General features: G+C 68.6%; 12 protein-coding genes. 7 read left to right on the forward strand and 5 right to left on the reverse strand.

Annotated features, from left to right (window positions below; all coding sequences use genetic code 11):
• Positions 1-9: 9 nt before the first annotated feature.
• Positions 10-1,005: a helix-turn-helix domain-containing protein gene (locus HFL01S_RS22980; RefSeq protein ID WP_084383588.1), complete on the reverse strand. Its 996-nt coding sequence runs from the start codon at positions 1,003-1,005 to the stop codon at positions 10-12.
• A gap of 189 nt (positions 1,006-1,194) precedes the next feature.
• Between HFL01S_RS22980 and peaA the strand changes: the two genes are divergently transcribed.
• The 7 genes from peaA (at position 1,195) to HFL01S_RS23015 (ending at position 7,271) form a co-directional block, all read left to right on the forward strand.
• On the forward strand, positions 1,195-2,778 hold the full coding sequence (peaA, locus tag HFL01S_RS22985) for a quinohemoprotein amine dehydrogenase subunit alpha (RefSeq protein WP_066263258.1): 1,584 nt from the start codon (positions 1,195-1,197) through the stop codon (positions 2,776-2,778).
• A gap of 23 nt (positions 2,779-2,801) precedes the next feature.
• Positions 2,802-4,232: a quinohemoprotein amine dehydrogenase maturation protein gene (peaB, locus tag HFL01S_RS22990; protein ID WP_066263260.1), complete on the forward strand. Its 1,431-nt coding sequence runs from the start codon at positions 2,802-2,804 to the stop codon at positions 4,230-4,232.
• Between the two features lies 1 nt (position 4,233).
• On the forward strand, positions 4,234-4,554 hold the full coding sequence (qhpC, locus tag HFL01S_RS22995; RefSeq protein WP_066263262.1) for a quinohemoprotein amine dehydrogenase subunit gamma: 321 nt from the start codon (positions 4,234-4,236) through the stop codon (positions 4,552-4,554).
• Positions 4,555-4,574: 20 nt separating this feature from the next.
• Positions 4,575-5,702: a quinohemoprotein amine dehydrogenase subunit beta gene (peaD, locus tag HFL01S_RS23000; RefSeq protein ID WP_066263268.1), complete on the forward strand. Its 1,128-nt coding sequence runs from the start codon at positions 4,575-4,577 to the stop codon at positions 5,700-5,702.
• 88 nt (positions 5,703-5,790) lie between these two features.
• Positions 5,791-6,297 carry a GAF domain-containing protein gene (locus HFL01S_RS23005; protein ID WP_066263271.1) on the forward strand — a complete coding sequence of 169 codons (507 nt, stop codon included), beginning with the start codon at positions 5,791-5,793 and terminating at the stop codon, positions 6,295-6,297.
• Positions 6,285-6,671 (forward strand): response regulator, encoded by a 387-nt coding sequence (locus HFL01S_RS23010; RefSeq protein WP_084383589.1) that lies wholly within the window; start codon positions 6,285-6,287, stop codon positions 6,669-6,671. The genes HFL01S_RS23005 and HFL01S_RS23010 overlap by 13 nt, the downstream gene beginning before the upstream one ends.
• Before the next feature lie 33 nt (positions 6,672-6,704).
• Positions 6,705-7,271, forward strand: a complete 567-nt coding sequence (locus HFL01S_RS23015) for a histidine phosphatase family protein (RefSeq protein ID WP_066263273.1) — start codon at positions 6,705-6,707, stop codon at positions 7,269-7,271.
• On the opposite strand, the gene yidD is transcribed toward HFL01S_RS23015, so the two are convergent.
• From yidD to HFL01S_RS23035, 4 genes are all read right to left on the reverse strand, one after another.
• Positions 7,268-7,714, reverse strand: a complete 447-nt coding sequence (gene yidD / locus HFL01S_RS23020; protein ID WP_169802371.1) for a membrane protein insertion efficiency factor YidD — start codon at positions 7,712-7,714, stop codon at positions 7,268-7,270. The genes HFL01S_RS23015 and yidD overlap by 4 nt on opposite strands.
• Positions 7,715-7,772: 58 nt before the next feature.
• Positions 7,773-9,899: a replication restart helicase PriA gene (gene priA, locus HFL01S_RS23025; RefSeq protein ID WP_066263278.1), complete on the reverse strand. Its 2,127-nt coding sequence runs from the start codon at positions 9,897-9,899 to the stop codon at positions 7,773-7,775.
• A gap of 390 nt (positions 9,900-10,289) precedes the next feature.
• A complete protein-coding gene (hemE, locus tag HFL01S_RS23030) occupies positions 10,290-11,387 on the reverse strand; it encodes a uroporphyrinogen decarboxylase (protein ID WP_066263280.1) in 1,098 nt (365 codons plus the stop codon).
• An 82-nt stretch (positions 11,388-11,469) separates the two neighbouring features.
• Complete coding sequence (locus HFL01S_RS23035; protein WP_084383590.1) at positions 11,470-11,979, reverse strand: phage integrase N-terminal SAM-like domain-containing protein; 510 nt, start codon at positions 11,977-11,979, stop codon at positions 11,470-11,472.
• Between the last annotated feature and the right edge of the window lie 126 nt (positions 11,980-12,105).

A 12,105-nucleotide genomic window follows, 5' to 3' on the forward strand; every position in this document is an offset into this window, starting at 1 on the left:
GGCGGCCGGTCAGTGCTTCACCGCGGCCTTGAGCGTGGCCGAGGGCAGCTCGCCGAACAGCGACTTGTATTCCGACGCAAACCGCGAGGGGTGCCAGAAGCCCCAGCGCGCCGCGATGTCGGCCACCGGCGCGCGCTCGTCGGTCTGGCGGCGGATCTCGCGCCGCGCGCCGTTCAGGCGCATGTTGCGCAGGTAGCGCGCCGGGTTGGTGCCCAGCACGTCCTGGAACGAGTACTGCAGCGTGCGGCGCGAGACGCGGATGTGCGCGCACAGGTCGCTCACGGTGATCGGCTCGTCCACGTGTTCGCGCATGTAGTCGCGTGCCTTGTTCACCACGTACTGGCGCGTGCAGGCGGTCAGATCCTTGCTGGTGTTTTCGGTCGGACCGCACAGGCCCAGCACGGTGCTTTGCAGGCCTTCGGCCAGGCAGCGGCGCAGCGTGTCGTGGCGCAGCCTGTCGGGCGAATGGCGCAGGCTCTGCATCAGGCTGGTGAGTACGCCGCCCAGCTCGTCCTGCGCCCCCTTGCGGATCAGGCCGTTGTCCACGCAGGCGCCGGGCGGTGGCAGCTCGCCCACGCGCTGGCAGTAGGCGGCAAAACGCTCCATGTCCATCGTCACCGCGGCCAGGGTCAGGCGCTGCGGCGTGCGGAAGTGGAACTCCTTGCCGCCGCGCAGGAAGAAGTAGTGCGCGGGGGTGACCTGGGTGCCGCAGAAGCGCCCGTCGTCGCTGGTGTCCAGCAGCGTCGCCAGCGTCATGGTGCCGGCCTGCGGCTGGCCGTACTGCTGCACCACCTGGTTGGTGTCTTCCCGGAAGATCTCGATGCCGTCGAAGCGGTAGCTCTCGAAGTGGCCGTCGAAGCTGCCGTGGCTCATCTGCTCGTAGCACTGGCCCCAGTCGGTCAGGCAGGCGGCCTGTTCGTCGGCGTCGTGCGTGTCGCTCACGCGCACGTCCACCACGTCGGCGGTGGCGTTGCGCGGGATGCTGGGACCTAGGAAGCGGTTCATGGGGCGACTCGCAATTCGTGGGGCGGGATCTGCACACGGGTGGTGCGCGCCTGTGCTGCGGTGCAAAAAACATGCCGCCGGGCAGGTGCGCAAGCGTTTGCCAAAAGTGGATACGGCGCCATCGGGAATCTCCCTACAGTGAATCGCACGCCGCCACGAAGGCGGTGACTTTGCGAGGAGAGAACCCCCATGAACTGGAAACAGACACTCAGGTCGCTGCTGCCGCTGGGCGCGGCGCTGGCGTGGCTGGCGGCAACGCCGGCTGCGGGCGCCGCCACTGCGCAGGAGATCATCAACAGCAAGTGCGTCGCCTGCCACACCAAGGTGGGCGACCAGGTCAACCGCCTGCAGCAGCGCAAATCGCCAGAGAGCTGGCTGATGACCGTCACGCGCATGCGCACCATGCACGGCGCGCAGCTCTCGCCCGAGGAGGTGCGCACCGTGGTGAAGCACCTGGCCGACACGCAGGGCCTGGCGCCATCGGAAACGCAAGGCGCGCGCTTCGCGATGGAGCGGCGCCTGAACACCATCGAGCAGCACAAGAACGAGTTGTTTGGCCAGATGTGCGCGCGCTGCCACTCCGGCGCCCGCGTGGAGCTGCAACGGCGCCCGATGGCCGAGTGGGAGCACCTGGTGCATTTCCACCTCGGCCAGTTCCCGACCACCGAGTACCAGGCCGGCGGCCGCGACCGCGACTGGCTGGGCATTGCGCTGAAAGAGATGGTGCCCTACCTCGCCAAGACCTACCCCTACGAGTCCAAGGCCTGGGACGAATGGAAGGCCAGTGCGCCGGTGAGCCCGGTGGGCCGCTGGACGGTGGCCGGCCGCTGGCCCGGCAAGGGCGACTACGCGGGCGTGATGACGGTAGCCGCAGGCAGCTCGGCCGACCGCTACGCGGTGGAGCTGGACGGCAGCTGGGCCGACGGCAGCCCGCTCAAGGGCAGCGGCGCGGCCCTGGTCTACACCGGCTACGAATGGCGCGCCGACCTCGACGTGGGCGGCGTGAAGATGCGCCAGGTGATGGCGCTGGACGGTGACCGCGCCAGCGGCCGCATGTACGAGCGCGAGCAGGACGCCAGCGGCGGTGACCTGAACGCGGCGCGGCAGGACAAGGGCGCGGTGGTGCTGGCGGTGCAGCCGGCGCTCATCCGCGCTGGCGAGACGGCCACGCTGCGCATCGTCGGCACCGGGCTCGACGGCGAGGTGAAGCTGCCCAAGGGCCTGAGCGTGGCCGAGACGGTCTCGCGCGATGCGAACCAGCTGGTGCTCAAGGTGAGCGCGGCGAAGTCCGCAGCCAAGGGCGTGAAGGCGCTGCAGGTGGGCGCGGCCAGCAGCCCGCTGGCGGTGTACGACCGCATCGACTATGTGAAGGTGGCGCCCGAGTACGCGGTCGGCCGCATCGGCGGCAACGGCGGATCGACGCCGGTGGTGCAGGGCCGCTTCGAGGCCATCGCCCACTCGGTTGGGCGCGACGGCAAGAAGGGCACCAAGGACGACTGGGCCATCGGCCCGGTGCCCGCCAAGTGGTCGGTCGAGCCCTTCAACGAGGTGGCCAAGGAAGACCGCGACGCCGAGTTCGCCGGCCTGATGGACGCCGACACCGGCGTCTTCACCCCGGCCGGCGCGGGCCCCAACCCCAAGCGCCGCATGAGCACCAACAACGCCGGCAACCTCAACGCGGTGGCGACGGTAACCGAAGGCAAGAAGACGCTGACCGGCAAGGGCCACTTCATCGTGACCGTGCAGCGCTGGAACAACCCGCCGCTGCCCTGAGCGCACACCACAAGGAGCACAACATGAGTGAGATCCTGAGCCTGCGCGAACACAACCTGCACAAGGTGCGGGTGGGCGAGCGCACGATGATGCTGCACATCCCGACCAACGCGCTGTACGGCATCGACGAGATGACCGACACCGTGCTGGAGCGGGTGCGCGCCGAATCCCTCTCGGCCGACCAGCTGGTGCAGCAACTGCGCGGCCGGTTCGACGAGCAGGACCTGCGCGAGACCGTCGGCGAGCTGCTGACGCTGGACCTGCTGAGCGACGGCCGCCCCGCGCCCGCCGCCAAGCCGGTCACCACGGTGGGCAACCTGGCGATCAACACCGTGGTGCTGAACGTCAACACCGGCTGCAACCTCAGCTGCACCTACTGCTACAAGGAAGACCTCGACACGCCCGACAAAGGGCGGCGCATGTCGCTGGAGACCGCGAAGCAGTCGATCGAGCTGATGCTGGCCGAGTCGCCCAACGAGAAGCGCTTTTCCGTGGTGTTCTTCGGCGGCGAGCCGCTGTCCAACCTCAAGCTGATCCGTGCGGTGGTCGAATACTGCGAGGCGCGCTTCGCCCAGCTGGGCAAGCAGGTGGACTTCGTCATGACCACCAACGCCACGCTGCTGACCGACGAGATCGTCGACTGGCTGGACGAGCACCGCTTCGGCCTCTCGATCAGCATGGACGGCCCCGAGGCGATCCACGACCGCAACCGGCGCACGGTGGGCGGCAAGGGCACCTACCGCACGGTCAGCGACAAGGCGCGCAAGCTGCTGGCCCGCTACCACGCGCGGCCCATCGGCGCTCGCGTCACGCTCACCCACGGCACCACCGAGGTCGAGCGCATCTGGGACCACCTGTTCAACGAACTGGGCTTTGCGGAGGTCGGTTTCGCGCCCGTCACCTCGGGCGATATCGACACCTTCAACCTCTCGGTGGAAGAGTTGCACGAGGTCTTCGCCGGCTTCAAGCGTCTCGGTGAGCGCTACCTCGCCGAAGCGCTGCAGGGCCGCACCACCGGTTTCTCCAACCTGCACCAGCTCATCACCGACCTGCACGAAGGCCAGCGCAAGGCGCTGCCCTGCGGCGCGGGGCTGAAGATGCTGGCGGTGGACCACGAGGGCGGCCTCAACCTCTGCCACCGCTTCACCGGCTCCTCGCTGCCGACCTTCGGCGACGTCAAGACCGGCATCGAGAAAGAGGCCCTGGGCGCGTTCCTCGACCAGCGGCTGGACCGCACCGGCACCGGCTGCGAGACCTGCCGCATCCGCAACTTCTGCGCCGGCGGCTGCTACCACGAGAGCTACGCCCGCTACCAGGACCCGATCCACCCGACCTACCACTACTGCGAACTCATGCGCGACTGGGTCGACTTCGGCATCGGCGTCTACAGCGAAATCATGGCCAAGAACCCGTCCTTCATCGACCGCTTCATCTCACCGCGAAAGGTGCACTGACATGAAACACCTCCAAGCCATCAACCAGAAGGCCCAGCTGCTGGACCAGGCGGCCGAACAGAACCAAGTGGAAGACGTGGTCGCCATGCAGAGCGTGGCCGGCTGCACCGCCACCTTCGACCCCGGCTGGGAAGTAGACGCCTTCGGCGGCGTCGCCTCGCTGTGCCAGCCGATGGAGTCCGACCTCTACGGCTGCGCCGACCCCTGCTGGTGGCCGGCCCAGGTGCCGGACACCATGAACACCTACCCGGACTGGGGCAAGCAGACCGCCAGCACCAGGGACGACTGGCGCAACCTCGGCTCCGTCTTCCCCAACGAGTGACCCGCCACCGGAGAACCCGCATGAACAAGACCTTTGCCCCCGCGTGGCAGGCCCTCGCGCTGGCCGCCGCTTTGCCCGCCGCCGTGCACGCTGCGCCGCTCAACACCGATAAGCCCCTGGTCCCGGGCGACGAGTACCTGGTGGTCGGCAACTACCCCGACAACCTGCACGTCGTCGACCTCAAGACCGACAGCCTTTACAAGACCTGCGCCGTGCCCGGCTCGGTTGGCCCCGCCACCCTGGTCATGTCGCCAGACAAGGCCACGGCCTACCTCATCACCAACCGCTTCGACGAGGTGCACGGCATCGCGCTGGACAGCTGCAAGCTGGTGTTCCGCGCCAAGATGTCGCAGAAGCCCGAGGAGCGCGCCAAGGCGCTGTTCGCGCTCTCGCTGAGCAACGACAGCAAGCAGCTCTACGTCATCCAGACGCCGACCACGCTCAACGCCGACCACTACCGCGTCGGCGAGCCGCGCCTGGCGGTCTACGACGCGCTGGCCGGCGAGGGCGCCAAGCCGCTGCGCACCCTGCCCGCGCCGCGCCAGGTGACGGTGATGGCCACCGGCCACGACGGCTCGCTCTACATGGTCGGGCCCGACATCTACAAGTTCAACCCCGAGACCGGCGAGAAGACCGTCGCCATCCCCTCGCGCAACTGGAAGCGCGCGCGCTATGCCCAGCCCGACGTGCTGAGCGTCTGGCCGCTGCGCAACGCCAACGACGACTTCACCATCCTCTACACCACGGCGAAGTTCAAGGGCAAGACCGACGACCCGGCCACGGCCGACTGGATCTACGGCTACTTCAACGTCAACCTCAAGACCGGCAAGACCGAGACCCGCGACTTCGGGCCCTTCACCGAGATCTACTTCACCGGCGTGCGCTCGCCCAAGGACCCGAGCCTGATGTACGGCGTGCTCAACCGGCTCGCCAAGTACGACATCAAGCAGAAGAAGCTGCTCAAGGCCGCCGAGATCCCGCACTCGCACTACACGGTCTCGATGAACCGGGACGGCAGCAAGGTGTACCTGGGAGGCACCTGGAACAACCTGGCGGTGTACGACGCGGCCGATCTCAAGCCGCTGAGCACGCTGGCGCTGCCGGGCGGCGACATGGGCGCGGCGGCGCCGCAGACCTTCACGCGCTGAGGCAGTAGGGGCGGGGTCGTGGTTCAAGTTTTCGGCCGTTGCGGCCGAAAACGCCGGAAAGGGTGCAATCCACCCCGGAAGCGCAACCATGATCCTGGCCCCGATTCCCGAGTACGACAGCCAGCGCCTGAAGGCGCTGCGCAAGCTGCTCATCCTCGACACGCCCGCGGAAGAGCGGTTCGACCGCATCACGCAGTTCGCCATGCGGGAGTTCGACATGCCCATGGCCCTGGTCTCCCTGGTGGACCGGGACCGGCAGTGGTTCAAGTCGAACTTCGGCATCGAGGAGCGTGAGACGCCGAGGGACATCTCCTTCTGCGGCCACGCCATCCTGGAGCGCAACATCCTGGTGATCCCGGACGCGCTGAAGGACGAACGCTTCCACGACAACCCGCTGGTGATCAACAAGCCCTGGATCCGCTTCTACGCAGGGGCCGTGCTGCGCATGCCCTATGGCGCGGCGCTTGGGACCCTGTGCGTGATGGACACCCGGCCGCGCCAGATGGACCCGGTGGACCTGTCCATCCTGGGGTCCCTGCGAGACCTCGTGGTGGAAGAGATGCTCCGCCAGGAGGCCGCCCCATGCCAACCGTGATCGGGGCCCGCCGGTTGCCGCGCATCCTGCTGGTCGAACCGGACGGTCTGGTCCGGGGGACGGTGGTGTCCGTCTGCCGCGACCTCCAGCTGGCCGACGTGGTCCAGGCGGGCAGCTGCGACCTGGCGCTGAAGTGTCTGCAGGACGATTCGCTGCAGGCCGGCGTCCTGTCCCTGTCGGACGGTGGATCGGGTCTGGACCTGCTCACCCAGCTGCGCGAGGGATCGTTCGCCTGCCCGGCCGGCATGCCCGTGGCCATGACGGCCGCCGGCATCGACGCCACCATGGCCGCGCGGCTCAAGGAACTGCGCATCCGGCGGCTGCTGCTCAAGCCGTTCAAGATCCGCGATCTGGTCGCCACGGTGTCCGGCTGAGAGGCGCCTGCACCCGGACGGGTATGCTGCCGCATGACCCACCTGACCCTGCTGCTGGCCCGCCACGGAGAGACCGATCTGAACAGCGCAGAGCGCTGGCAGGGGCGCATCGACGCCCCTCTGAACGCCGCCGGCCTCGCCCAGGCGCAGCGCCTGGCGGACGAGCTGCCGGCCGGCATCGGGGCCATCGTCGCCTCGCCGATGCAGCGCGCGCGCCAGACCGCCGAACCCGCCGCCGCCCGGCTGGGCCTGCCCATCGCCTTTGACGCCGACTTCCGCGAACGCGACTTCGGCGTGTTCGACGGCCTGACCGAAGCCGAGGCCGCGGCGCAGTTCCCCGAACTCGCGGCGCGCAACGCCGCCTACCGCTGGGACCTGGAGCCGCCCGGCGCCGAGCCCACACGGGATGTGGTCGGGCGCGTGGCACGCGGCCTGCAGCGCCTGCGCGAACGGCACGCGGGCCAGACCGTGCTGCTGGTCTCGCACGGCTTCGTGGTGCGCTGCCTGCGCCACCTGATCGACGGCGTGCCCGAGGCCGAGTTCTTCACCGCCGCGCGCATCCCGAACGGCCACTTCCTGACGCGGACCCTGGCGCCCTAACGGGCCGCGCCGTCGCCGCGCCGGCGGCGCTGCCCCAGATCCGCGTAGGGCGGGATGTGGACGTGCCGCTCCTGCTGGCGCTTTTTCTTCCTGTCGCTGCCCCAGTCGCAGCTGCCCACATCGCAGCAGCTGAAGATGTCCCAGAGGTCCAGGCCCTTGCCCGGCAGAAAGTCGAAGTCGCAGCCCAGGTCGCAGTCGCCCCGCTCGCGCGCCGGCGGGCGGCGCGGCAACGGGCTGAGCCGGCGGTGGGCCACCCCGCACAGCGCCGTGCGCTGCCGCAGCAGGTGCCAGCCCCCGGCCACGCCGAAGCGGCGGATGGCGCGGAAACCGAGCTGCGAACAGCTGCAGCGGCCCGTGTGCACGCGGTACGCACAGGCAAAACCCTTGTGGGGCGAGAGCCAGCGCTGATAGAGACGGATGGCGCCCAGCGCCGCAGAACGCATCAGATCCATCGGCCCAGTGTAGGGGGCCGCGACCCGCGCAGCGGCGGAGCGTGGGGCGTCATATCGACAAGGGGTCCACGTCCACCGCGAAGCGGATCAGGCCACGCGCGCCCGGCACGCTGCGGCCGTCCAGCAGCAGCGGCTGCCAGGCCGCGAGGAAGCGCTGCAGCGCCGCGCGCGAGGCGCTTTCCACCAGCAGCTGCGCGCGCTCGACGTTCGCCACGCGCTGGATGGTCAGCGGCACCGCCGGGTAGAGCGTCACCTCGTCGCGGTACGGCAGGCTGGCCGCGGCTTCGGCGGCGGCGTTGAGGAAGGCCTGGGCCGCCTCCTGCGTGCGCGCGTCGGCGCGCAGCAGCGCCTGGGCGCCGAAGGGCGGCATGCCTGCGGCCTCGCGCTCGGCCAGCTGGGCGGCGGCAAAGCCGGGGAAGTCGTATTTGCGCAGGGATGCGAACAGCGCGTGCTCCGGGTGCCAGGTCTGCAACCACATCTCGCTGGCGCCGGCCTGCGCCGCGTCGCGCCCGGCCCGGCCCGCCGCCTGCATCAGCAGCGCGAACAGGCGCTCGGGCGCGCGGTAGTCGCTGGCGAACAGGGCAGCGTCGGCGTTCACGCTGGCGACCAGGGTGATGCGCCGGAAGTCGTGGCCCTTGGCCACCATCTGCGTGCCCACCAGCACGTCCACCTCGCCGCTGTGCAGAGCGGCCAGCTGCTGCTCCAGGCTGCCCTTGAGCCGCGTGGTGTCGGCGTCCATGCGCGCCACCTTGGCCGTCTGTCCGTCGGGTCGCTTGACGTCCGAAAGCAGGCCGGCCAGCTGTTCCTCGATCTGCTCTGTGCCGCGGCCCACGGGCGCGATGTCCAGGTTGCCGCAGTCCGGGCAGGACCGCGGCACGCGTGAGCTGAAGCCGCAGTGGTGGCAGCGCAGCGTGCGGTCGAGCTTGTGGAACACGCGGAAGGCGCTGCAGTGCGGGCACTGGCTTTTCCAGGCGCAGGCGTCGCACGAGAGCACCGGCGCGTAGCCGCGGCGGTTGAGCAGCACCAGGCACTGCTCGCCACGCGCGATGCGCGCCTCCATCGCCGCCAGCAGCGGCGGCGCAATGCTCGCGCCCTTGGGCTGGTGGTTCATGTCCACCAGCCGCAGCCGGGGCAGGGCGCCGCCGCCGATACGCGCCGGCATCTCCAGCCGCTTGTAACGCCCCTGGTCCGCCGCGTGCCAGCTCTCCAGAGAGGGCGTGGCCGAACCCAGGATCACCTGGCAGCGCTGGCCTTTGGCCGCCAGCGTCTCGCTCTCCACCTTGGCGCGGTACACCGCCAGGTCGCGCGCCGAATAGCGCGCACCGTCCTGGCTCTTGTAGCTGGGGTCGTGTTCTTCGTCGACCACGATCAGGCGTAGCCCGGGCATGGACGCGAACACCGCCATGCGCGTGCCCAGCACGATGCGCGCCTGCCCGCTGTGCGCCGCCAGCCAGCTGCCCAGCCGCTGTGCCGGCGTCATGCCGCTGTGCATGGACACCACCGCGCCCTCGCCGTACAGCGGGGCAAAACGCTCGCGGAAGCGGGCTTCGAGCTGCGGCGTGAGGTTGATCTCCGGCACCATCACCAGCACCTGGGTCGGCGGTTCGCCGTCGGGCGCGGCCTGCGCCAGCGCGTCCTCGGTCGCGCGCAGGTAGACCTCGGTCTTGCCGCTGCCGGTGGCGCCGTAGAGCAGCACCGGCTCGGTCGCCGTCGGCAAGGCGGCCAGCACCGCCGCCTGTTCCTCGCTGGCCGGTGGCACCGCCGCCGCGGCGGCCTCGGCCTGGTCTGCTGGCGCCGCAGCCTTGGCCCGGCGCTTGAGCCGCCGCGCCAGCTGCACCGCGTCCAGCTCGCGCAGCTGCGGCGGCAGCGCCGCCAGCGCCACCTCGCCCAGGCTGCGCTGGTAGTAGCGCGCCGCAAATGTGACCAGTTGTTGCCAGGCGGCGCTCAGCGGCGCCAGCCCTTCCAGTGCCCCGATCACCGACTTCGCCTGCGCCGGGTCCAGCCCCGGCGGCGGTTCGTCCGGCCCGCCCCAGACCACGCCCAGCACCTCGCGCGCGCCCAGCGGCACACGCACCAGCGTTCCCGGCGCGAGCGACAACTCACTTCGGTAGCTCAGCGCTGGCCCCAGACCGCTGTGGGCCGGGGTCGCAACGACCACGCTGGACCAAGTAGGCATATTTGGCGCTTTTTCCTCAGTTGAACTGTCGAAAAGCCGGGTAAGTCATTGATTTGTCATGGCTTCCACAGCTTTCCAGAATTTCTGTGGATAACTTTGTTGATAGGTGTGTTTTTGCGCTCGGGAGCCCTTGTAAATCAAGGGCTTTCTTAAACTGCCCGGAAAAACGGCAAACCACAAAACCCAATGAAATCAATGGCTTGCAAAACTAACCCCTCCGGGGTAGTGGGCGATGGTGATGCAATGTACCTTCCGCACCGCAGCAAAAAATTTGTGCATAACCAAGGCCTGTCAAGCGCTGTTTTTCAGAAAAATTTGCGCCGGGTGGCTTGACACGGGGCCACGGCGGCGCTCCGCTAGGCCCGGCGCGGCTTCCAGGCCGATGGAGTCTTAAGACTGCGCACGCAGGCGCTTCGAATGCGCGTGCACCGCGTCCACCAGCACCTTCACGTTCTCTGGCGGGGTGAACTGGCTGATGCCGTGGCCCAGGTTGAAGATGTGCGTGGGGCCCGTGCCCGCGCCCTGGTGCGGTGTGCCGAAACTCTCCAGCACCGCCGCCACCTCGCGCTCGATCGCCTCCGGCGGCGCGAACAGCACGTTCGGGTCGATGTTGCCCTGCAAGGCCTTGCTGTCGCCCACGGCCGCGCGGGCCTTGGCGAGGTTCACCGTCCAGTCCAGACCCAGCGCCTCGCAGTCCAGACCCTTCATATCCTGAAGCCACAGCCCACCGCCCTTGGTGAACACGATGCTCGGGATCGTCGCGCCCGAGCTGTCCGTGCGCTTGAGCTGCGCCAGCACGCGCTTGGTGTACGCCAGGGAGAACTCCTGGAACTTGCCGTCGGCCAGCACACCGCCCCAGCTGTCAAAAATCATCACCGCCTGTGCGCCGGCGTCGATCTGCGCGTTCAGGTACGCCGCCACCGAATCGGCGTTGATGGCCAGGATGCGGTGCATCAGGTCCGGGCGGCTGTACATCAGGCTCTTGACGGCGCGGTAGTCGTCCGAACCGCCGCCCTCCACCATGTAGCAGGCCAGCGTCCAGGGGCTGCCCGAGAAGCCGATCAGCGGCACCCGGCCGTTCAGCGCCTTGCGGATGCTGGTGACTGCGTCGAACACGTAGCGCAGCTTGTCCATGTCCGGCACGGCCAGCGTCGCCACGTCGGCCTCGGTGCGCACGTTGCGCGCGAACTTCGGGCCCTCGCCCTGCGCGAACGACAGGCCCAGGCCCATCGCGTCCGGCACGGTCAGGATGTCGGAGAACAGGATCGCCGCGTCCAGCGCGTATCGCTCCAGCGGCTGCAGCGTCACCTCGGTCGCGTAGTCCACGTTCGTCGCCAGCCCCATGAACGAACCCGCCTTGGCGCGCGTGGCGCAGTACTCGGGCAGGTAGCGCCCGGCCTGGCGCATCAGCCACACCGGCGTGTGGTCGGTGGCTTGGCGCAGGCAGGCGCGCAGGAAGGTGTCGTTCTGCAGGGGGGCAAAGCTCATGGGGGTGTCCGGGTCGGGCTGCGGGAGGAAGCGGCGATTATCCCGCGTGGACTCTCGCGCCGGGTTTGCGGTGGCGCAGGGGTCAGGCGTGCAGGGCTAGCGTCGACGCCAGAGCATCCAGCGGGCTGACCGTGCCCCCGGCCGCCACCTGCAGCACATGTGTGTAGATCCTGGTGGTTGACACGTCGGCATGCCCCAGCAACTCCTGCACCGTCAGCACCACCGGTATGCGTTTGCGCTCGGGAGGGCGGCCGATCTGCTGCAGCCACGGCAGATCCATACCCAGCACCTGCCGATACAGGAACAACAGCGCATTCAATGCCTGCCGGTGTGTGGCCGGCGCCACCTGCTTTTCGGTCGCCAGCATGATCAGAAAACCCTCCACTTCGGGCTGTCCCATGTCGCGTGGGTGCCGGAATTCGTCGCCGCTGCGGGCGGCCCAGAACACAAACGCCTTGGCCCAGTAGACGTAAACCTTTTCGATCTGTAGGCTGCAATGCAGGTAGCGAACCCGTTCGCGCACCTGATCCAGCAGCCTGGCGGACCTGGGAGGGACCCAGTCGGGTTTGTCGGATCTGTTAAGCCTGTTCATACATCCAGCATGATTCGCTACAGGCTTGATTTCAAACAAATTTTTAGGATGCCATGCGACTTTGTTGAACGACTGCCCGCGGTGTTATCCGCCGTTTCGCCGGTTTAAATCAAAGTTAGGGATGGT

Origin of the sequence: Hydrogenophaga flava NBRC 102514, assembly GCF_001571145.1 — a bacterium.
In the GTDB taxonomy this organism is placed as follows: Bacteria; Pseudomonadota; Gammaproteobacteria; order Burkholderiales; family Burkholderiaceae_C; genus Hydrogenophaga; species Hydrogenophaga flava.